Below are 20,568 nucleotides of genomic sequence, written 5' to 3'. Positions count from 1 at the left end.
CGGGCGGCTCGGGGAGGCCCCGGTAGGGTCGCCGGATGCTACGGGTGGGGCTCACCGGGGGCATCGGGTCCGGCAAGTCGACGGCCGCGCGCCGGTTCGCGGAGCGGGGTGCGGTGCTCGTCGACTCGGACGTGCTGGCCCGCGACGTGGTCGCCCCGGGCACGACCGGCCTCGGCGAGATCGTCGCCACCTTCGGGACCGGGGTGCTCGCCCCTGACGGCAGTCTCGAGCGGCCCGCGCTGGCAGCGGTCGTGTTCGGCGACCCGGAGGCCCGCGCCCGGCTGAACGCGATCGTGCACCCGCGCGTGCGCGAACGCACCGAGGAACTCGTGGCGGCCGCGGCCGGCGACGCGATCGTGGTGCAGGACGTCCCGTTGCTCGTCGAGACCGGCTCTCCCGCGGCGTTCGCGCTGGTCGTGGTGGTGGACGCCGACCCGGAGGTGCGGGTGCGCCGCCTCGTCGACGCGCGGGGCATGGCAGAGGCGGACGCCCGGGCCCGGATCGCCGCACAGGCGTCCGACGACGCGCGCCGTGCCGCCGCCGACGTCGTCCTCGACAACGGTGGGTCGCCCGAGGCGCTGCGCGCGGCCGTCGACGACCTGTGGCACGGCCGACTCGTGCCCTTCGAGGCCAACCTGCGGGCCCGCCGCCCGGTACCGGCGCCGTCCGGAAGGCCGGTCGAGGCGGACCCCCGGTGGGCCGTGGACGGTGCCCGGCTCGCCTCCCGGGTCGCCCGCGCGGCCGGCCGGGGAGCCCATGGCGCCCACGTGGGTCCGACGGCCGTACCCGGGCTGCCCGCCGTCGACGTGCTGGACCTCCAGGTCGGCGTCGATCCGGCAACGATCGACACGGTGCGGACCGGGCTCGACGCGGCCGGCTTCCCCCGGGTCGACGGCGGGACGTCGGCGGGGGAGTGGTGGCACGGCGGGGCCGACCCCGGCCGTCCGGTGCGGGTGGTGCTGCGGCCGGCGGGTTCCCCCGCGTGGCGGGCGACGCTGCTGTGGCGCGACTGGCTGCGTGCCGACGGTGCGTCCCGGGCGGAGTACGGCGACCGGCCCACGAGTTCGTCGACCTCGTTCACCCGGGCGGAGGAATGGGCCGCATCGTCGGGGTGGACACCGTCGTTGGACGAGTAGACGTGACCCGAACGACCCGTGACGTGCATGACCCGCCCGGCTTGGTAACGCCGGGGTCTCGTCACTCGATGGAGTTGCGACACGGTCCGCCGCCCCCCGTCGATCCTCCGGTCGACGTCACCGGGCCGAAGTGCTCAGGTTTCGGTGACGGTCTGCGACCGTCCGGGGGCGTACAGGTGCAGGAGTAGGGTCGAACGACGAACGGGAGGACGAAGGGGTGAGCGTGCTGACCGACCACCGGGCCGATCCCGGCGACGACGTCCCCGCCGAGCTGTCCTCCCCGACCGACGGCGACACGGAGGTCACGTCGCTCGATCCCTCGATCGCAGAGATGACGCAGGTCGACGCCGTTCCGGCCGCCGCGGACGAGACCGAGCTCGAGCGGCCGCCGCTGCGGCCGGACGAGCTGCGCGCCGATTTCGGTGCCCACTTCGAGGCCAACTACCAGCGCCTCGTCGCCCAGCTCTACGCGATCACGCTCAACCCGGCCGAGGCCCACGACGTCGTCCGCGAGGCTTACTCCCGCGCCTGGCGGCGGTGGGCGGACGTCGGGTCGTCGGCCGATCCCACCGGGTGGGTGCGGCGGGTGGCCGTCCGCTCCACGATGCGCAGCTGGCGGCGCGTCGCCGCCCGCATCGCGCCCGGTCGCCGTCGCGGTGCGCTGGTGGAGGGCGGTGAGCCCCGCACCCGCGCCGCGCTCGCCGCGCTCGGTCGGCTGCCCGACCCCGAGCGCCGTGCGGTCGTCCTGGTCGACATGGCGGGCGTGTCGGTCGTCGAGGTCGCGATTCTGGAGCAGGTCCCGCCGGGCACCGTCGCCGCGCGCCTGTCCCGCGGGCGCCGCGTGGTGGGCGACGCCCTGTCCGACGTCGCGCCGGCTACACCGGTCCCGATCGGGCCGTACGGACATGGTGGCCGCTGGTGAGCGGAGCGCGAACGCGACGTACCGGTGCCCCGCCGAGGGATTCGTGATGAGTGTCGATGTGCAGTGGGTCAGCCGCGAGCTGCGGGCCCTGGACGACGAGCTGACCGAGGCGGTCGAACTGCCCCCGGTCGACTCGGTGATCCGCCAGGCGGGTCGGACGGCCCGGGCGAGCACCGCCGCGGCCGCCGCCGTGCTGACCGTCGGTGCCCTCGGCGGCGTCACGGCCGTTACCCAGGTCGGGGAGCCCGCGCCGGTCGCGGACGTGGCGCCCGTCGCGGCCCCGGTCGCGGCACCGTCGTCGACGACCACGACCACGACCACGACCACGACGGCGGAGACCACCACCGCCCCGGCCGAGCCGACGCCCACCACGACCGCGAAGCGAACCCGGGCGAAGGCTGTGCCGCAGGCCACGACCACCGCGCCCCGCAAGCAGACCACCGCACCGGCGCCGGCGCCCGTGACGACCAGCGCGACGTCGACCCCGGCGACGTCGACGACCAAGAAATCCGACGACGACGACAACGACGCCGAAGAGCGCCAGGTCGTGCGGTCGGGCACCACCACGACCCAGAAGAAGAACGACTAGCCGGTCGGGCCCGCACCCCAGGTCAGCGCGATGCCGAGGCCGGCGAGCCACGCGTCGAGGTCGTGGCCGTGGGCCGCGAGCCCGTCGACGGCCGCGTGCGAGCACTGCAGCGCGTGCTCGGCCCGCCGCGCGTCGAGCAGCCCGCCGCCGACCGCGGCGACGAACTCGTCGACGTCGATCACGGTCGCGTCGCGGCCCGTGCGCAGCACGATGTCGAGGTACAGGTCGGTGAGGCGCCACCGGTCGCCCTCGCGCTCGATCTCACAGACGTCGAGGTAGAAGTCCTGGTCGCGTTCGTGCCCCGGGTTCCACGAGAAGTCGGTGACGGCCAGGCCCAGCGACGGCAGGAGCCACGACCGGATCCAGTGGGCGCTGGGCCGGCCCACCATCGCCCGGCTCATGTAGAGGCCGTACGGGGTGACCCGGTACTCCTGCACCGCCCGGGCGAAGCCCTTGTTGTCGACGCTGATGCGTGCGGGGACGTCGAAGGTCACGATCTTCGGCGGGTGCATCATCGCCCCCGATCCTGGCAGAAGCGGTTTTGTCGGTGGGTGCTCGTACCCTGGATACCGTGGCATTCGCGACGGAGATCCCGGGTAGTGCAGCCAAGGTGCACAAAGATGCGGCCGGGGAGATCGACATCCCGCTCGCCCACTCCGAGCACCGCCCGGTGGGCGACATCCCGCGCAAGGGCGGGCGCTTCGAGGTGGTCAGCCCGCACCAGCCCGCCGGCGACCAGCCCGCGGCGATCGCGGAGCTCGAACGGCGGCTGCTCGCGGGTGAGCAGGACATCGTGCTGCTGGGCGCCACCGGCACCGGGAAGTCGGCCACCACGGCCTGGCTGATCGAGCGAGTGCAGCGGCCCACGCTGGTGATGGCCCCGAACAAGACGCTCGCGGCGCAGCTGGCGAACGAGCTGCGCGAGATGCTGCCGAACAACGCCGTCGAGTACTTCGTCTCGTACTACGACTACTACCAGCCCGAGGCGTACATCGCGCAGACCGACACCTACATCGAGAAGGACTCCTCGATCAACGAGGACGTCGAGCGGCTGCGGCACTCCGCCACGCACAACCTGCTGTCGCGGCGCGACGTCGTCGTGGTCGCCTCCGTCTCGTGCATCTACGGCCTCGGTACGCCGCAGAGCTACATGGACCGGTCGGTCGAGCTGACGGTCGGGGAGACGGTGGAGCGCGACGTCCTGCTGCGCGCGCTGGTCGACGTGCAGTACCTGCGCAACGACGTGGCGTTCAACCGCGGCACGTTCCGGGTCCGCGGCGACACCGTGGAGATCATCCCGGCCTACGAGGAACTGGCGATCCGCATCGAGTTCTTCGGCGACGAGATCGAGGCGCTCTACTACCTGCACCCGCTGACGGGCGACGTCGTGCGGCAGGTCGACACGCTGCGGATCTTCCCCGCCACGCACTACGTCGCCGGTCCGGAGCGGATGGAGCGGGCCGTCCGCGACATCGAGGTCGAGCTGGCCGATCGGCTGGCCGAGCTGGAGCGCCAGGGCAAGCTGCTGGAGGCCCAGCGGCTGCGGATGCGCACCCAGTACGACCTGGAGATGATCCGCCAGGTCGGGTTCTGCTCGGGCATCGAGAACTACTCGCGCCACATCGACGGCCGCGGCCCGGGCACCGCACCGGCCACGCTGATCGACTACTTCCCTGACGACTTCCTGATGGTCATCGACGAGTCGCACGTCACGGTGCCGCAGATCGGCGGCATGTACGAGGGCGACATGTCGCGCAAGCGGAACCTTGTCGACTTCGGGTTCCGGCTTCCCTCGGCGGTCGACAACCGGCCGTTGACGTGGGAGGAGTTCGCTGACCGGATCGGCCAGACGGTGTACCTGTCGGCCACCCCGGGCCCGTACGAGCTCAACCGCACCGGCGGCGAGTTCGTCGAGCAGGTCATCCGGCCGACGGGCCTGGTCGACCCGCACGTCGTCGTCAAGCCCACCAAGGGGCAGATCGACGACCTCGTGCACGAGATCCGGCAGCGCACCGAGCGCGACGAGCGGGTGCTGGTCACCACGCTGACCAAGAAGATGGCCGAAGACCTCACCGACTACCTGTTGGAGCTGGGCATCCGGGTGCGCTACCTGCACTCGGAGGTCGACACCCTGCGGCGGGTGGAGCTGCTGCGCCAGCTGCGGCTGGGCGAGTTCGACGTGCTGGTGGGCATCAACCTGCTCCGTGAGGGGCTGGACCTGCCGGAGGTGTCGCTGGTCGCGATCCTGGACGCCGACAAGGAGGGGTTCCTGCGTTCGGGCACCTCGCTGGTCCAGACGATCGGCCGCGCCGCCCGCAACGTGTCGGGCGAGGTGCACATGTACGCCGACAAGATCACCGACTCGATGCGCTACGCCATCGACGAGACCGAGCGGCGCCGGGCGAAGCAGGTCGCCTACAACGAGGACCGCGGGATCGACCCGCAGCCGCTGCGGAAGAAGATCGCCGACATCCTGGACCAGGTGTACCGCGAGGCGGAGGACTCCGAGGTGCCGGTCGGCGGGTCGGGTCGCAACGCCTCCCGCGGGAAGCGCGCCGCGGGTGAGCCGGGTCGGGCGGCCAGCTCCGGGATCGTCGCGGGCCGCGACACGGCGAACATGCCGCGGGCCGAGCTGGCGGACCTGGTGCAGCAGCTGTCCGACCAGATGCTGGCCGCGGCCCGCGACCTGCAGTTCGAGCTCGCGGCACGGCTGCGCGACGAGATCTCCGACCTGAAGAAGGAGCTGCGCGGCATGGACGCCGCGGGGGTGCGCTGACGTCGTACCTCAGCGCGCGGCGGGGCGCGGGCGAGTGAGATCGGCCGCGTCGCGGGCCGGGCGGTGCACGGTCGGGCCGCGTTCGCAGCTACCGTGTGTGGCGGCCCTGTGCGGGACCCCGCCCAGGGCAGGTCATGGTATGCACGCCAGGAGACGGCCGGAGGATCCCGCTTGACCCGCTCCAGCACGCCCCCGGCCCCGCCGCGGCGCCGCGCGGCGCTGCCCGGCGCGCGCACGGTCGCCGCCGTGGCGCTGCCGCTGCTGGCGCTGTCGGTCGCGATCCTGCTCTGGCACACCCACGGCTACCACATCGACCTCGAGGTCTACCGGATCGGCGTACAGACCTGGCTCGCCGGCGGCGACATGTACGGCCCGCTCCCGCCCACGGTCAGCGGCATGGCCCTGCCGTTCATCTACCCGCCGTTCGCGGCGTTGCTGCTCGCCCCCTTCGCGCTCCTGCCCTGGACGGCGGCGTGGGTGCTGTTGTTCGTGCTCTCGCTGACGGCGCTGGCGGCCACGCTGTACGTGACGGCGCGCCAGGCCTGGCCGGCCGGTGGCCCCGGGGGCGCGCTGTCGGTCACGGCGCTCGCGCTGCCGGTGCTGCTGTGGATCGAGCCGGTGCTCGAGACCTTCGAGTTCGGCCAGGTCAACCTCATCCTCATGGGGCTGGTCGCCGTCGACTGCCTCACGCCGCGCACCCGCTGGCCACGCGGCCTGCTCGTGGGTCTCGCCGCGGCGATCAAGCTGACCCCCGCGGCGTTCGTGCTGTACTTTCTCCTCCGCCGCGACATGCGGGCGGCCGTCGTCGCGATCGTCACCGCCGCCGTCGCCACCGGGATCGGCTTCGCCGTCGACGCAGCGTCGTCCGCCCGCTACTGGTTCGGCGGCCCGGCCTCCGGCGTGAGCGGGTCGGTGTTCTACACGAACCAGACCGTCCAGGCCGTTCTCGCGCGCGCCGAGGTGCCCGCTCTGGCGGCCCGGGTGGTGTGGTTCGTGGTGGCACTGGCGCTGCTTGCGCTCATCGTCCCCGTGGTGCGACGCGCCGAACCGGCCCTGGCGCTGGTGACCGTCGCCGGCTTCGCGCTGCTGGTGAGCCCGACCTCGTGGTCGCACCACTGGGTGTGGATCGCGCCCGCGCTGCTGGTCGCCGTGGCGGAGGCGGTCCGACGGCGCTCGCGCGGGTGGGCCGCGGCGATCGCGGTGCTGGTCGTGACGTTCTACGTCGCGCCGTTCCGCTTCCTCCCGCACGAGCAGAACCTGGAGCTGGCCTGGAGCGCGACGCAACAGGTCGTGGGGGCGACGTACGTGATCGTCGGAATCCTGGCCCTGGTCGCGGTGCGCATCGCGGCCGGCCGCCCGGAACGCGCCCCGGCCGCCGCCACACCCTGACCGGCACGGACGCTCGCGCTCAGGTGCGCGCGTCGACCTGGGCGTCGGCCTCGGCGCGCAGTGCGTCGAGCACCGCCTGCACCGCGGGCCGTTCGGCGGTGCTCGGGCGCAGCACCGCCTCGACGACCCGGGCGGCGCGTACGCCGGCCACCGGGCGGCGGGCCAGGCGGCGGCCGCCGCGGTCGTCGGTCGAGTAGCGCGGCAGCAGCGCGATGCCCACACCGGCGGCCACCAGTTCCTCCGTGACCGAGAAGTCGTTGATCCGCTGGACGATCCGCGGGGTCGTCCCGGTCTGCACCGCGATGGTCCGGAGCACGTCGTCGACCGGCCAGCCCACGTCCACGCTGATCCACGGCTCGTCGGCCAGCTCGGCGAGCCGCAGCCGGCGCCGCCGGGCGAGCGGGTGCCGCGGGGGCAGCACGACGTCCAGGGGTTCGCGCAGCAGCGGCACGACGCTGAACCGTGACGGCGGGACGGCCGCGGTGCGTTCGTCGCGGTGGGTCACCACCACGTCGTAGTCGGCGGCCAGCGCGGGGACGTCGGGCGGGGTCATGTCGACGTCGCGGCAGCGCAGGTCGACGTCCGGGACCTCGGCGAGCCGCCGCAGCAGCCCGGCCAGCAGCAGCCGGGCCCCGGATGGGAACAGCGCCATCCGCACCTCCCCGCTCGGGAGGCTGCGCAACCCGTCCACCGCCGCCTGCGCCCGGGCCAGCGCGGTGAACACCTCCTCGGCCTGGGCCACCAGCGCGTGCCCTGCCGGCGTGAGCCGCAGCCCCCGGCCCGCCGGCTCGGTGAGCGGCACCCCGACCTCCGCGGCGAGTGCCCGCAGCTGCTGCGAGATCGCCGACGGGGTGAACGACAGCGCGGCGGCCACCGCCGTCACCGATCCGCGGTCCGCCAGCTCGCGGAGCACCCGCAACCGCGCCACATCCATGAAGCCAAACTACAGAGACAGTACAGATTTATTCGCTGGTCTTCCGGATGGCGGGGACCCACGGTGGAGGCATGTCGCTCCGGGACCGCCTGCTCGCCGCTCTCGTCGCCGTGCTGTGGGGGGTCAACTTCCTCGCCATCCACGTCGGCCTGCAGCACTTCCCGCCGCTGTTCCTCGCCGCGCTGCGGTTCGCGGTGATCGCGCTGCCCACCGTGCTGCTCGTCCCGAGGCCGCAGGTGCGGCTGCGCTGGCTGCTCGGGTACGGGTTGGGGTTCGGGACGCTGCAGTTCCTGTTCCTGTTCGTCGCCATGGACGTCGGCATGCCCACCGGACTCGCCTCGCTGGTCCTGCAGGCCTCCGCGCCGTTCACCGTGGTGCTCGGTGCGGTACTGCTGCGTGAGCGGCTCACGCCGCGCCAGGGCGTCGGGATCGGGCTGGCGGTGCTCGGCCTGGTCGCCATCGCCGTCGCGCGTGCCCAGGCCGCGGCCCTGCTGCCGGTGCTGCTGACGCTGGCCGGTGCGCTGGGGTGGGCGCTCGGCAACCTGTGCAGCCGGCTCGCGGCGCCGCCCAACCCGCTCCACCTGACGCTGTGGATGTCGGTGGTGCCCCCGGTGCCGCTGCTGGTCGCGTCGTGGGTCGTCGAGGGACCGGCCGCGGGGTGGGACGCGCTGCGCGCGGCGATCACCCCCGCCGGGGTGCCCGGGCTGCTCGCCGTCGCCTACACCGCCGGCCTCGCGACGGTGCTCGGCACGGGGATCTGGACGGCGCTGATGCGGCGTCACCCGGCCGGGGTCGTGGCGCCCTGGTCGCTGCTGGTCCCCGTGGTCGGCATGGGGCTCGCCGCGCTGGTCCTCGGGGAGCGCCCGAGCGCCGTCGAGCTGGTGGCGGCGGTCGTGATCGTCGGCGGGGTTCTGCTCGGAGTACCACGTGTGGTGACCGCACCGGCGCAAAGCACGGAGGAACCGGTTCGCGCAACTGGCTGAACGGACAGTGTCATGGACCATCCACGACGTGTCAGGCTCCCTGCGGAGGTACGCCCGTGGACGAAGGGGTCTGCGCGATTCGACCCGGAACCGATGTGGGCAGGTACGCCCGCCTGCTCGCCCGCACCCATGACGCCCTGCTCTCGGGCGACCGCCCGCCGGTCGACCCACGAGGCCTCGTCGCGCGGTCCTGGCTGCGCGTACAGGCCCAAGGGGTCGATCCCGACCGCCGTGAGCCACCCGGGCCGCTCGACGCGTCCCAGGTGGAGCAGCGCCGGGCCCGTTCGCCGCTGCACCAGGTTCTGCCCGAACTGCGGGCCGCGCTGACGGCGGTGGCCGAGGACGCCCGCCACGTCATGGTGGTCACCGACGCGGACGGCGTGCTGCTGTGGCGCGAGGGATCGACCCGGGTCCGGCACCGCGCCGACGCGCTGGGCTTCACCGAGGGCGCCCGGTGGACCGAGGGTGCCGTCGGCACCAACGCGATCGGCACCGCGCTGGCCGAGGGGTCGCCGGTGCAGATCTTCTCCGCCGAGCACTTCGTCCGCACCCATCACGGCTGGACCTGCACCGCCTGCCCGGTGCACGACCCGCGCACCGGCGAGATGCTGGGCGTCGTCGACGTGAGCGGGCCCGCCGAGACGGTGCACCCGACGACCGTCGCGCTCGTCGGCACCGCCGTGAAGCTGGCCGAGGCGAGCCTGTGGCGCTGCCACGAGCAGCGGCTCGACGCCCTGCGCACCGTCGCCGTGCCGGTGCTGGCGTCCGGGTCCGGTCCCGGCCTCGTCGTCGACGACCACGGGTGGGTCGCGGCCGTCCGCGGTCTGCCGCAGGTGGACCGGGTGACCGCACCGACCGCGGACGGCCCTGTGGCCGTGCACGGGCTGGGACTGTGCATCCCCGAGCCGGTCCCGGGCGGCTGGCTGCTGCGTCCGGGGGGCAAGGGCCGGTCGTTGCGGCTCACCCTGGAGCTCGACGCGCACCCGCCCCGCGCCGTCGTCGCCGGCACCCACGTGTGGGTGCATCCCCTGTCGACCCGGCACGCCGAGGTGCTCCTGCTGCTGGCCCGCGCGGGGCAGGCGGGGATGGACGCGGCCGCGCTCAGCACGGCGCTCTACGGCCACGTCGGCAGCTTGGTGACGATCCGCGCCGAGGTCTCCCGGCTCCGCAAGGCGATCGGCGGGATTCTCCTGGCGCGGCCGTATCGGGTGGCGCCGGAGGTGGAGGTCGTGCTGCCGGACCTGACGACGAGCCCGTTCGCGGCGGCGTCGACGGCTCCGGCGGTGCGGGCGCTCGCCCGGGCCTGACCTTCCGCAGGGCTGCAACATCGCTGCAACCCTCGTCGGCGCGCAGCCCGGCGGGTGAACTGCTGGTGTGAGCGCAGTCACGAGGACCCCGGTGGTCGCCGGCTCTCGTTCCACCCAGCAGGAGGTCCGATGAAGGCAGCACGGTTCCACGGTCCCGGCGACATCCGCATCGACGACGTTCCCGAGCCGAAGGTCGGGCCCGGCCAGGTGAAGGTCGACGTCGAGTGGTGCGGCATCTGCGGCACCGACCTGCACGAGTACCTCGAGGGCCCGATCTTCATCCCGCCCAAGGGCTCGCCGCACCCGCTGACCGGCGAGGAGATGCCGGTGGTGATGGGCCACGAGTTCGCCGGCGTCGTCTCCGAGGTCGGGGCCGGGGTGACGAACGTGAAGGAGGGCGACCGGGTCGCCGTCGAGCCCTACGACGTCTGCGGTGAATGCTCCGCCTGCACGATCGGTCGCTACAACATCTGCCGCAAGCTCGGCTTCGTCGGGCTCGACGGCCAGCAGGGCGGCTTCGCGGAGAAGTGCGTGGTCGGTGCCCGCTGGGCGCACCCGTTGGGCGACATCCCGACCGACCTGGGCGCCCTGGTCGAGCCGTTGGCGGTCGCCTACCACGCGGTGCGGCTCTCCGGGATCAAGCCCGGCGACACCGCCGCGGTGTTCGGCTCCGGTCCGATCGGCCTCGTCACCACGGCCGCGCTGAAGGCCGCGGGCGCGTCGAAGGTGTTCGTCGTCGAACCGGCCGCCGTCCGCAAGGCCAAGGCCCCCGGTGCCGGCGCCGACGAGGTCCTCGACCCGACCGAGGTGAACGTGCCGGACGCGATCCGCGACCTCACCGGTGGCGCAGGTGCCGACGTGTCGTTCGAGTGCGCGGGTGTCGACGCCGTGCTCGGGTCCGCCGTCGCGTCGGTGCGTCCGGGCGGCACGGTCGTCAACGTCGCGATCTGGGGCCACAAGGCCGAGTTCGCGGTGAACGAACTGGTGTTCTCCGAGATCAACCTCATCGGCACGCTGGCCTACTGCGGCGACCACCCGGCGACGATCGGTCTCCTGCAGGACAAGAAGGTCGACGCCACGCAGTTCATCACCGGGCGGATCGCGCTGGACGACCTCGTCTCCAAGGGCTTCACGGAACTGATCGACAACAAAGAGGAGAACGTGAAGATCCTCGTCACCCCGAAGGATCTCGTATGAGCAACGTCGTAATCACCGGAGCTGGACGGGGGATCGGGCGCGGCATCGCGCTCCGGCTGGCCGGCGACGGTCACGCCGTCGCCGTCAGCGACGTCAACAAGGCCGGCGCCGAAGCGGTCGCCGAGGAGATCACCACGGCGGGTGGCCGGGCTCTCGCCGTCTCGACCGACGTCACCGACCGCGACGCCGTGTTCGCGCTCGTCGACCAGGCCGCCGACGAGCTGGGCAGTGTCGATGTCATGGTCGCCAACGCCGGGATCGCCCAGGTCAAGCCGCTCCTCGACGTGACACCCGACGACCTGCGGAAGATCTTCGACGTCAACGTCTTCGGCGTCGTCTACAGCATGCAGGCCGCGGCCGAGAAGATGATCGCCCAGGGCGACGGCGGCAAGATCATCAGTGCCGCGTCGATCGCCGCGCACGGCGGGTTCGACCTGCTCGGCCCCTACTGCGCGACCAAGTTCGGGGTCCGGGCGCTCACCCAGGCCGCCGCAAAGGAGCTGGCGAAGCACAAGATCACGGTCAACGCCTACTGCCCCGGAGTCGTCGACACCGACATGTGGGAGCTGATCGACGAACAGATGGGCCCGTACCTCGGCACGGCCAAGGGGGAGGCGAAGGCGCAGTTCGGCGCGGGCATCGCGCTCGGCCGCCTGCAGACGCCCGCCGACGTCGCCGCGCTCGTCTCCTACCTCGCAGGACCCGATTCGGACTACATGACCGGACAGTCGATCATCATCGACGGGGGGATGGTGTACTCGTGAGCTGTCGGCCACCGGCACGGTGACCTTGCCCCGGCCGTGCTGCTGCGCCACGCTCGACGGTGGGGCGCAGTCCGGGGGGATGCGTCCGGGGGACGGAGCGGGCGCATGCGGGCAGGACGATGGTGCGGGGTTCTCCCGGCGATGGTGGTCGCCGCACTTCTCGCCGGGTGCGGAGGCAGTGGCTCTTCCGCACCGCCTGCCGCCGCCGGGTCGTCCGCCGCGCTGTCGGTCATTCCGACGCCGGTTCCCACGCCGGAGGCCTGGACCGAGTCGGTGTGTGCCGCGCTCGTTCCGGTCATCTCCCGGCTCACCGCGGCTCCGGGACTCGACCTGAACGCTCCCGAGGCGACGAAGCAGGCGTACCTGACCTACCTCAACGAGGGCGTGGCGGTGACGGACCAGGCCCGGGCGCGGCTGGCGGTGGCCGGCGCCGCCCCGGTCCCCGACGGTGACGTGATCGCCGAGCAGGTCCGCGGCGAGGTCGCCGACCTGCGAGTGGACCTCACCGCCGCCCGCGACCAGGTCCAGCGCACCGATACCAGCAGTGCCGTGGCCATCGGCCGCGCAATCGTCGGTGTCTCCCGTGTGGTCGGCGCGCTGCTCAACGGCGCCCAGGTGGCTGCGACGATCAACCGCGACCCGACGCTCGCCGCCGCCTACACGGTGTCGCCGTCGTGTGCGCAGCTGCAGCGTTCGGGCGCACCCGCCACGGCACCCCCGACGGCGGCCGTCGTCCCGACCCGGTGACCCGCCCCGCCGTCAGCTCGTGATGTCCTTGCGCCCGAACCGCCACACCGCCGCGGCGAAGAACACCGCGGCGAAGGCGACGGCCGAGAACGCGCCCCGGGTCATGTCGCCCCAGTCGATCTGGTCGGCCAGCAGCCCGGCCCATGCCGTGCCGTAGTGGGTGGGCAGGTAGTCGCGAAGGTCGTCGAGCGCGGTGATCTGGTCGAGGATCTGCGAGACGATCGACGCCATCACCGCGCCTCCGACGGCGCCGAGCGGCGCGTCCGTCGACACCGACAGCAGCATCGCCAGGCCCGCGACCCAGCACAGGTGCACCGCCACGTAGAGCGCCCCGAGCAGCACGCGACCGGCTCCGGCGCCGAAGGGCAAGGACTCGCCGGTGGGACTCACCAGGTCGTTCGCCCCGTAGGCGAGGGTGCCCACCAACAGCGCCACGACCGGCAGCAGGAGCAGCGCGGCGAACGAGAGCAGGCCGGCGACGATCGCCTTCTGCCGCAGCAGGCGGGCTCGGGGGATCGGCGCGGCGAGGAGGTAGCGCAGGCTCGACCACGACGCCTCGGCCGCCACCGTGTCGCCGAAGAACAGCGCCACGACCACGACCAGCAGAAACCCGGCGGAGGCGAACAGCGCGAACACCGCGAAGTTCGCCCCGCTGCCCTTGGCGAGGTCGACGAGGTTCGGCGCTCCGCCGGGCGGCCCGTCGTCGCCCAGCTCGAACGCGATCCAGAGGATCACGGGCAGCAGGGCCACCAGCGCGAACGCCACCTGCGTGCGGCGACGGCGCAGCTGGCGGACCAGTTCGACGCGCACCGGCAGCGTGCGCCCCGGACGGTACGGAGCGTGCTCCACGAGCGCGAGGGCGCCGACGTGCCCGGCGACGGTCGACGGCTCCTGCACCGCGTCGCGTCGACCGCGCCTGCCTGCCGGCTTGCGCTCCCTGGAGGGCGGGTTGGTCATCGGTGCGGCTCCTCTCCCACGAGCTGCAGGAACGCGTCTTCGAGGCGCCGCCGCGGGCCGGCCGAGCGCACCTCGACCCCGGCGGTGACCAGCGCGCGGACGGCGGAGGCCCGGGGGGTGCCGTTGAGCTCGGCGTGCACCGCCTCGCCGTCGACGGCCACCGCGCGCACACCGTCCAGGCCACCGAGCACGACGGCAGCCCGGGCGGGCTCGTCGACGGTGAAGCTGGCCGCGCCGCCTCCGGCGATGATGTCGTCGACCGTCCCGGCGGCCACGACCGTGCCCTGGTGCATGACGACGACGTGCGAGCAGGTCTGCTCCACCTCGGCGAGCTGGTGGCTCGACACCAGCACCGTCCGCCCGGCCGCGGCGTAGCGCTGCAGGACCTCGCGCATGGCGTGGATCTGGGGCGGGTCGAGCCCGTTCGTCGGCTCGTCGAGCACCAGCAGCTCCGGCAGCCCGAGCATGGCCTGGGCGATCGCCAGGCGCTGGCGCATGCCCTGGCTGTAGGTCCCCACCCGGCGCCGCACCGAGCCGCCGAGCCCGGCGATCTCCAGGGCGTCGTCGAGATGCGCCTCCTCGTTCGGACGGCCGGTGGCGGCCCAGTAGAGCCGGAGGTTGTCCAGACCGGACAGGTGCGGCAGGAAGCCGGGGCCCTCGACGAACGCCCCGATCCGGGCCAGCACCGGCGCCCCGGCGCCCACGGGCTCGCCGAAGGCGCGGATCGACCCGGCCGTCGGCCGGATCAGGCCCATGAGCATGCGGAGCACGGTCGTCTTGCCGGCGCCGTTCGGACCGAGCAGGCCCAGCACCATGCCGCGCTCGACGTCGAAGGACACTCCGCGCACGGCCTTGAAGCCGCCGCGGTAGGTCTTGGCGAGGTCGCGGATCTCGAGCGGCCGGGGTGCGGGGAGACCGCTGCCGTCCGCGGTGCCGTCGGTCCCGTCGACCGGCGCCCCGTCCGGGCCGGACGGGGCCCTGTGGCCGACCCGACGGCGGTACAGCCGGGCGACCACGGTCGCGAGCAGCGCCGCGGCGAACACGCCGGCGATGCCCAGCAGCGGCCCCGCCGGCACCGTGTTCGCGGTGACGGCCTCGCCCGGAACGACGGGCACGGTGAGCGCCCCACCGGCTTCCGCTCCGCCGAGCCCGATTTGCCAGACCGCGGGCGTGGTGGTGCCGGCGAAGCCCTGGTCCGTGGTGCCCACCGACACCATCAGCCGGTTGCCCGCCTCGACCGGCGCGACGACGCCGGGCAGCGTGACGGCGACCTGCGCCGAGGAGCCGTCGGCAGGGACGGCGACCCGGACGGGAGAGACCGCGCCGCCGAGCAGCGTGCGGGTGCCGTCGGAGGCGATCTCGTAGACCTTCGCGAACAGCACCGCCTCGTCCGGGGCCGGCTGGCCCGGCACCCGGGCGATCGCCAGGTCGACCCGTGGGGCGCCGGCGACGAGCAGCGGGGCGGCGACGGGGGCGGTGCGGAACACGGCGGACTGCCCGGGGAGTTCGGCGGTGAAGGCGGCGACGCGGTTGCCAATGTTGCCCAGTGCCCCGCCCAGTCCGGGCAGCGAGGTGATCGCGGCGGGGTTGCCGCCGGCAGGCACCAGCGCGACCTGGGGATCGCCCTCCAGCGGGAGCGGCTCGGTGGAGACGGCCGGGGCCCCGCCGAGGCCCGGGTAGGCGGGCGCCTCCACCGTGCGGCTGGTGGGCGTGTCGCCGCCCGTGCGCACCCCGCTGGCGACCGTGTAGCCGAAGTCCGTGGCCGGAGGGTCGCCCTTGCCGGCGAGCCAGTGGTCGAACCACGTGCCGATCGCGTCGCGCACGCGCTGGTCCGGCGCGCCGCCGTCGTGACCGCCCGCGTACCAGAGCATGCGCACCGTGCCGCCGGCGGCGGCGATCTGGCGGGCGGTGGCGTCGGCCTGGTCCAGCCCGAACAGCGTGTCCGCCTCGCCCTGGACGACCAGCGTCGGCGCGGCGATCCGGTCCGTGACCGACGCGGGGGAGGAGCGGCGCAGGAGCTCCGCGGTGGCGGGGGAGAGCCGACCGGTGGTGGCGGCCTCGGTGTAGGCGGTACAGACGGCGGCGGTGAAGCGGCCGCAGGTGGCAGGCACGTTGGGTGCCGTGGGCGCGCCGGTGGGTGCTGGGGTCGCGGCTTCCTCCGCCGGATCCGGCGCTCCCTCGACCGCCCCGCCGGGGCCGCCTCCCGGGGCGAGACCGGCGGAGAAGAACACCCCGGCCCAGCCGCGCTTGAAGACCCCGTCCGGGGCGAAGGCGCCGCGGGCGGGTGTGTCGGCGGGCAGCGCCCCCGGTGCGGCGGCGGCGTTCGGGAACAGCGCCTGACCCAGGTCGTTCCAGGTGATCACGGGCGCCAGCGCGTCGATCCGGGAGTCGTAGCCGGCAAGCAGCAGCGCGAGCGCCCCGCCGTACGACCCGCCGGTGACGCCCGCCCGGGGATCACCCGGACCGTCTTGCACCACGTCGGGATTCGCGGCCAGCCGGTCGACCAGCGCGCGGGCGTCCGCCACCTCGAAGTCCGGGGAGTCGAGCGCGATCTGCCCGCCGCTGGCGCCGAAGCCGCGCGCCGTCCACGTGAGCACGACGAACCCGCGGTCGACCAGCGCCCGGGCGTCGGCGTCGACCGAGGCCTTCGTGCCGCCGAAGCCGTGCGCGACCAGGACCGCGGGCGCCGGGGTGGTCGCCGGCAGGTACAGCGTGGTGTCGAGGGGGATCGTGTCCGGCAGCCCGGGGCCGGCGGGCACCTCGACCGTCTCCTCGATCGTGCGGGTCGGCGTGGCGGCGTGCGCGGCTGTTCCCGGCGCGAGCAGGGCGCCGGTGGCGGCGAGGATCGTCGCGCCGAGCAGGGCGACCGGCAGCCGCAGGCGGGCAGCCCGGGTCCGCCTGCCGGTCGGGGATGTCATGACCGCGACGGTAGGGCAGTGCACCGACAGGTCCGCGCGGGCCTCAGCCGGTTCTCAGGGGCCCGGGACCCGGTGTACTCCGTCACCATGTGACTCCCCCCGCTGGCGTCGTCGTTGCCCTTCCGAGACAATGGAGTCACCGGAGGGGAGTATCCCGCCTGCGGTGACATCGTCAGCACGGTCTCCGCCCGCTCAGGGCGGGGTACCCGGTGTCACCGGTCGACCGAGACGTCGTTGTACGTTTTGTCCGCGTCGACGGGAGAGACCTCGGGCCGCTCGACGCCGCCCGAACGACCTCCTCCGGAAGGATTCCGCGTGAACGTGCCCCTGTGGCTCTGGTTGGCCACCATCGGTGGCCTGGCCGCCATCATCCTGGCCGACCTGTTCCTCGTCGACCACAAGCCGCATGCGGTCACCGCGCGCGAGGCCACCCGATGGGTGCTGTTCTACGTGGCTCTCGCCGTCGCGTTCGGCATCGGGCTGTGGTTCTTCGCCGGTGGCCAGTCCGCCGGGGAGTTCTTCGCCGGCTACATCACCGAGTACTCGCTGTCGGTCGACAACCTGTTCGTCTTCGTCATCATCATGGCGGCGTTCAAGGTCCCGGCCGTGCACCAGCACCGCGTGCTGCTCGTGGGCATCGTGATCGCGCTGGTGATGCGGGGCATCTTCATCGCGGTCGGCGCCGCGGCCATCCACGCCTTCAGCTGGGTGTTCTACATCTTCGCCGTCGTGCTGATCGTGACGGCGGTGAACCTGGCGCGGCAGGGCACCGAGCACGACGAGGAGTTCAAGGAGAACTTCGCGCTGCGGGGGCTGCGCCGGGTGTTGCCGGTGACGCCGGAGTTCCACGGTGCGCGCTCGTTCGTCAAGATCGACGGCAAGCGCTGGGTCACCCCGATGCTGGTGGTCATGTTCGCGATCGGGTCGACGGACCTGCTGTTCGCGCTCGACTCGATCCCCGCGATCTTCGGCCTGACCCAGGAGCCGTACCTGGTCTTCACCGCGAACGCCTTCGCGCTGATGGGGCTGCGGCAGCTCTACTTCCTGCTCGGCAGCCTCCTCACCAAGCTGGTGTACCTGTCCTACGGGCTGTCGGTCATCCTCGGCTTCATCGGCGTCAAGCTGGTGCTCGAGGCCCTGCACGAGAACAACCTGCCGTTCCTCAACGGCGGGGAGCCGGTTCCGGTGCCGACCATCGGGATCGCCGTCTCCCTCTCGGTGATCGTCGGCGTGCTGGCGATCACCACGGTGCTCAGCCTGCTCAAGGTGCGGCGCGACGCCGCGGCGGCCCCGGCGCCTGCTGCCGACGAGGTCGCCGACGACGACCGCCCGGCTCCCGCCGACGTGCCCACCACCGCCCCGGTGCCGGCGGGCGGCCGACCGGATTCCTCACACTCCTGACCGCTTCGGCGCCCGGGGCTGCAGGTGATGCAGCACCACCGCGTCCAACCGGCCGTCGACCGCCGCCGCCGTCATCCACGTGAACGTGGGTTGGCGGCGGCGGTCCGTCGGTGACCCCGGGTTGAGCAGCCGCAGGGTCGAGCCGTCCGCGCGCGTCGCGGTGGTGTCCCAGGGGATGTGGCTGTGCCCGAAGATCAGCACGTCGACGTCCGGGTACGCCGCCGCGCAGCGGCGCTCACGCCCGGCGGCGGCGCCGGTCTCGTGTACCACCGCGACCCGGACGCCCGCCAGCTCCACCCGGGCCACCTCGGGCAGCCGGGCCCGCAGCGGCGGCCCGTCGTTGTTGCCGTAGACGCCCACCAGCCGCGTGGCGCGCGCCTCGAGGGCGTCGAGCAGGTCGACCGAGACCCAGTCGCCGGCGTGCACGACCACGTCGGCCGCGTCGATCGCCGCCCACAGCGGCTCCGGCAGGTCACGCGCCCGACGCGGCAGGTGGGTGTCGGACGTCAGGACGAGCCGTGTCAGCTGACACCCAACAGGTCGACGACGAACACGAGCGTCTCACCCGGCTTGATGACGCCGCCCGCCCCGCGGTCGCCGTAGCCCAGGTGCGGCGGGATCACGAGCTTGCGCCGGCCGCCGACCTTCATGCCGGCCACGCCCTGGTCCCAGCCGCCGATGACGCGCCCGGCGCCGAGCGGGAAGCGGAACGGCGCGCCGCGGTTCCAGGAGGCGTCGAACTCCTCGCCGGTCGAGTGCGCGACGCCGACGTAGTGCACGGTCACGGTCTGCCCGGGGACTGCTTCGGGCCCGTCGCCTGCGGTGATCTCCTCGACGACCAGGTCCGTCGGGGGCGGCCCGTCGTAGGGGTCGACGTCGGGACGCTGGGGTGCGGTCACGGGAACCTCCGGGGAACGAGACGAACGGGCCGGGCCAGCCTGCCAGACCGGACGATGCCGCCCGTCACGGCGTGAGGCTCCGGGCGGGTGGGTAGCCGGATGTCGATGATGACGTGTGTGAGGCCAGTGCCGTGTGCCCGAACCGCTCCGAGGACGCGTTGAGCGCGACGGAGGAGCGGCAGGCGGGCACCGACCCGGACGAGTACACCCCTGATCCGCGGCGCTGGCGGGCCCTCTCGGTCACGCTCACCGCGGGATTCATGAGCCTGCTCGACGTCAGCATCGTGGCGGTCGCGCTGCCCTCGATGCGCGAGGGACTCGGGGCGTCGCCCGCCGCGATCCAGTGGGTGGTGTCGGGATACGCGTTGACGTTCGGACTCGCGCTGGTGCCGGCCGGCCGGCTCGGCGATGCCGTGGGGCGGCGGACGATGTTCCTCGCGGCGCTGGCGGGCTTCGTGGTGTGCAGCGCCGCGGCCGGAGCGGCGCAGACCGTCGGGATGCTCATCGCGGCCCGCCTCGCACAGGGCGTCGCGGCCGGGGCGCTCGCCCCGCAGAACTCGGCGCTCATCCAGCAGCTGTTCCGCGGCGCGGAGCGGGGGCGGGCCTTCGGCTTCTTCGGCGCCACGGTCGGGATCTCCACCGCAGCGGGCCCCGTCGTCGGCGGTCTCATCCTGGCGCTGGCCGGCGGCCCTGGCGGGTGGCGCTGGATCTTCTTCGTCAACGTACCCATCGGGATCCTCGCGCTCGTGCTCGCGGCCCGGCTCCTGCCCCGCGGAACGCCGGGGAAGCGGGGACACGTCGACGTCGCCGGGGTCGCGCTGCTCGGCGGCGGGGTCCTGGCCCTGATGCTGCCGCTCGTGCAGGCGGAGTCGGGCGGACTGTCGCGGCTGTGGTGGCTGTTCCTGGTCGGGGCCGTGCTGCTCGCCGCCTTCGGGTGGTGGGAGCGACGGGTCGTGCGCCGCGGCGGTGATCCGCTGCTGGACCCGCGCCTGGTCACGCAGACTCCCGGCTACGCCTCGGGGGCGGCGCTGGGCACCGTCTACTTCATCGGGTTCTCCGGGATCTGGCTGGTGTTCGCGCTGTTCTTCCAGACCGGGCTGGGCTGGACGCCGCTGCGGTCCGGGCTCGCGGTCACCCCGTTCGCGCTGGGGTCGGCGGTGTCAGCCGTGTTCGGCGGCCAGCTCGTCGACCGCTTCGGCAGGCGGCTGACGGTGATCGGACTGATCGGTGTGCTGCTGGGCATCGCGGCGGCGGCGGTCGTGCTGCGTCTGGCGCCGACCGAGTGGGTCTTCTGGGCCGTGGCGCCCGCGCTGCTCCTGGGCGGCGTCGGCGGCGGCCTCGTGATCTCGCCGAACGTGACGCTGACGCTGCGCGACGTCCCGGTGGAGATGGCGGGTTCGGCGGGCGGGGCGCTGCAGACCGGGCAGCGGTTCGGTGCGGCGATCGGCACGGCCACCCTGCCCGCGCTGTTCTACCTCGTGCTGGCGTCGACGGGGAACGACTTCCGGTCGGCGATCGCCGCCGCCCTCGCCGCTGCGGTGCTCGGCCTGGCGGCGGCCCTGGTCGTCGCCGTGATCGAGTGGCGACGCGAGGTGCACCGCGAGCGGCGCGAGGCCGCCGGCGACCACCCGGCTGAGCAGCACCCGTGA

Annotated in this window: 18 protein-coding genes; 12 read left to right on the top strand and 6 right to left on the bottom strand. The window is 73.6% G+C overall.

The window, feature by feature from the left end; all coding sequences use genetic code 11:
• The first annotated feature begins 35 nt into the window (after positions 1–35).
• The 3 genes from coaE (at position 36) to RM445_RS10990 (ending at position 2,647) form a co-directional block, all read left to right on the top strand.
• Positions 36–1,136 (top strand): dephospho-CoA kinase, encoded by a 1,101-nt coding sequence (gene coaE / locus RM445_RS11000; RefSeq protein WP_311556079.1) that lies wholly within the window; start codon positions 36–38, stop codon positions 1,134–1,136.
• A 217-nt stretch (positions 1,137–1,353) separates the two neighbouring features.
• On the top strand, positions 1,354–2,058 hold the full coding sequence (locus tag RM445_RS10995) for an RNA polymerase sigma factor (protein ID WP_311556078.1): 705 nt from the start codon (positions 1,354–1,356) through the stop codon (positions 2,056–2,058).
• A gap of 46 nt (positions 2,059–2,104) precedes the next feature.
• Positions 2,105–2,647, top strand: coding sequence for a hypothetical protein (locus tag RM445_RS10990; RefSeq protein ID WP_311556077.1), 543 nt, complete (start codon positions 2,105–2,107; stop codon positions 2,645–2,647).
• Here RM445_RS10990 and RM445_RS10985 read toward each other — a convergent pair.
• On the bottom strand, positions 2,644–3,159 hold the full coding sequence (locus tag RM445_RS10985; protein ID WP_311556253.1) for a DUF402 domain-containing protein: 516 nt from the start codon (positions 3,157–3,159) through the stop codon (positions 2,644–2,646). The two genes, RM445_RS10990 and RM445_RS10985, sit on opposite strands and share 4 nt — an antisense overlap.
• Before the next feature lie 59 nt (positions 3,160–3,218).
• On the opposite strand from RM445_RS10985, the gene uvrB reads away from it, so the two are divergent.
• Positions 3,219–5,423 (top strand): excinuclease ABC subunit UvrB, encoded by a 2,205-nt coding sequence (gene uvrB, locus RM445_RS10980; RefSeq protein ID WP_397469276.1) that lies wholly within the window; start codon positions 3,219–3,221, stop codon positions 5,421–5,423.
• Positions 5,424–5,594: 171 nt separating this feature from the next.
• Positions 5,595–6,812, top strand: a complete 1,218-nt coding sequence (locus tag RM445_RS10975; RefSeq protein ID WP_311556076.1) for a glycosyltransferase 87 family protein — start codon at positions 5,595–5,597, stop codon at positions 6,810–6,812.
• Positions 6,813–6,831: 19 nt separating this feature from the next.
• Here the strand turns inward: RM445_RS10975 and RM445_RS10970 are convergent, their stop codons facing one another.
• The gene (locus RM445_RS10970; RefSeq protein ID WP_311556075.1) at positions 6,832–7,746 is read right to left on the bottom strand and encodes a LysR family transcriptional regulator; all 915 of its coding nucleotides are present in this window, start codon (positions 7,744–7,746) and stop codon (positions 6,832–6,834) included.
• A gap of 71 nt (positions 7,747–7,817) precedes the next feature.
• Between RM445_RS10970 and RM445_RS10965 the strand changes: the two genes are divergently transcribed.
• The 5 genes from RM445_RS10965 (at position 7,818) to RM445_RS10945 (ending at position 12,744) form a co-directional block, all read left to right on the top strand.
• The gene (locus RM445_RS10965; RefSeq protein ID WP_311556074.1) at positions 7,818–8,729 is read left to right on the top strand and encodes an EamA family transporter; all 912 of its coding nucleotides are present in this window, start codon (positions 7,818–7,820) and stop codon (positions 8,727–8,729) included.
• A 56-nt stretch (positions 8,730–8,785) separates the two neighbouring features.
• The gene (locus tag RM445_RS10960; protein WP_311556073.1) at positions 8,786–10,036 is read left to right on the top strand and encodes a GAF domain-containing protein; all 1,251 of its coding nucleotides are present in this window, start codon (positions 8,786–8,788) and stop codon (positions 10,034–10,036) included.
• A gap of 129 nt (positions 10,037–10,165) precedes the next feature.
• Entirely contained in the window at positions 10,166–11,233 is a 1,068-nt protein-coding gene (locus tag RM445_RS10955; RefSeq protein WP_311556072.1) for a 2,3-butanediol dehydrogenase, read from the top strand.
• Positions 11,230–11,997: an acetoin reductase gene (locus RM445_RS10950; RefSeq protein ID WP_311556071.1), complete on the top strand. Its 768-nt coding sequence runs from the start codon at positions 11,230–11,232 to the stop codon at positions 11,995–11,997. The genes RM445_RS10955 and RM445_RS10950 overlap by 4 nt, the downstream gene beginning before the upstream one ends.
• A 105-nt stretch (positions 11,998–12,102) precedes the next feature.
• Positions 12,103–12,744: a hypothetical protein gene (locus tag RM445_RS10945; RefSeq protein WP_311556070.1), complete on the top strand. Its 642-nt coding sequence runs from the start codon at positions 12,103–12,105 to the stop codon at positions 12,742–12,744.
• A gap of 12 nt (positions 12,745–12,756) precedes the next feature.
• Here RM445_RS10945 and RM445_RS10940 read toward each other — a convergent pair whose 3' ends face one another.
• Positions 12,757–13,701, bottom strand: a complete 945-nt coding sequence (locus RM445_RS10940; RefSeq protein ID WP_311556069.1) for an ABC transporter permease — start codon at positions 13,699–13,701, stop codon at positions 12,757–12,759.
• On the bottom strand, positions 13,698–16,619 hold the full coding sequence (locus RM445_RS10935; protein WP_311556068.1) for an alpha/beta fold hydrolase: 2,922 nt from the start codon (positions 16,617–16,619) through the stop codon (positions 13,698–13,700). Before RM445_RS10935 ends, RM445_RS10940 begins: the two co-directional genes overlap by 4 nt.
• A gap of 315 nt (positions 16,620–16,934) precedes the next feature.
• On the opposite strand from RM445_RS10935, the gene RM445_RS10930 reads away from it, so the two are divergent.
• Positions 16,935–18,020: a TerC family protein gene (locus RM445_RS10930; RefSeq protein WP_311556067.1), complete on the top strand. Its 1,086-nt coding sequence runs from the start codon at positions 16,935–16,937 to the stop codon at positions 18,018–18,020.
• Here RM445_RS10930 and RM445_RS10925 read toward each other — a convergent pair.
• Both RM445_RS10925 and RM445_RS10920 read right to left on the bottom strand, forming a co-directional pair.
• Entirely contained in the window at positions 18,009–18,545 is a 537-nt protein-coding gene (locus RM445_RS10925; RefSeq protein WP_311556251.1) for a metallophosphoesterase family protein, read from the bottom strand. The two genes, RM445_RS10930 and RM445_RS10925, sit on opposite strands and share 12 nt — an antisense overlap.
• Positions 18,542–18,919, bottom strand: a complete 378-nt coding sequence (locus tag RM445_RS10920) for an FKBP-type peptidyl-prolyl cis-trans isomerase (protein WP_311556066.1) — start codon at positions 18,917–18,919, stop codon at positions 18,542–18,544. Before RM445_RS10920 ends, RM445_RS10925 begins: the two co-directional genes overlap by 4 nt.
• Positions 18,920–19,077: 158 nt before the next feature.
• Here RM445_RS10920 and RM445_RS10915 point away from each other — a divergent pair, with 158 nt between their 5' ends.
• Positions 19,078–20,568: an MFS transporter gene (locus RM445_RS10915; RefSeq protein ID WP_311556065.1), complete on the top strand. Its 1,491-nt coding sequence runs from the start codon at positions 19,078–19,080 to the stop codon at positions 20,566–20,568.

The sequence above is a fragment of the Pseudonocardia charpentierae genome (assembly GCF_031845345.1).
Taxonomy (GTDB): Bacteria; Actinomycetota; Actinomycetes; order Mycobacteriales; family Pseudonocardiaceae; genus Pseudonocardia; species Pseudonocardia charpentierae.
This window is presented reverse-complemented; position numbering and strand designations above follow the sequence as displayed.

Coding starts and splice junctions, on each gene's coding strand:
- coaE (WP_311556079.1), top strand. CDS start 36: ATGCTACGGGTGGGGCTCACCGGGGGCATCGGGTCCGGCAAGTCGACG.
- RM445_RS10990 (WP_311556077.1), top strand. CDS start 2,105: ATGAGTGTCGATGTGCAGTGGGTCAGCCGCGAGCTGCGGGCCCTGGAC.
- RM445_RS10985 (WP_311556253.1), bottom strand. CDS start 3,159: ATGCACCCGCCGAAGATCGTGACCTTCGACGTCCCCGCACGCATCAGC.
- RM445_RS10970 (WP_311556075.1), bottom strand. CDS start 7,746: ATGGATGTGGCGCGGTTGCGGGTGCTCCGCGAGCTGGCGGACCGCGGA.
- RM445_RS10965 (WP_311556074.1), top strand. CDS start 7,818: ATGTCGCTCCGGGACCGCCTGCTCGCCGCTCTCGTCGCCGTGCTGTGG.
- RM445_RS10955 (WP_311556072.1), top strand. CDS start 10,166: ATGAAGGCAGCACGGTTCCACGGTCCCGGCGACATCCGCATCGACGAC.
- RM445_RS10950 (WP_311556071.1), top strand. CDS start 11,230: ATGAGCAACGTCGTAATCACCGGAGCTGGACGGGGGATCGGGCGCGGC.
- RM445_RS10945 (WP_311556070.1), top strand. CDS start 12,103: ATGCGGGCAGGACGATGGTGCGGGGTTCTCCCGGCGATGGTGGTCGCC.
- RM445_RS10940 (WP_311556069.1), bottom strand. CDS start 13,701: ATGACCAACCCGCCCTCCAGGGAGCGCAAGCCGGCAGGCAGGCGCGGT.
- RM445_RS10935 (WP_311556068.1), bottom strand. CDS start 16,619: ATGACATCCCCGACCGGCAGGCGGACCCGGGCTGCCCGCCTGCGGCTG.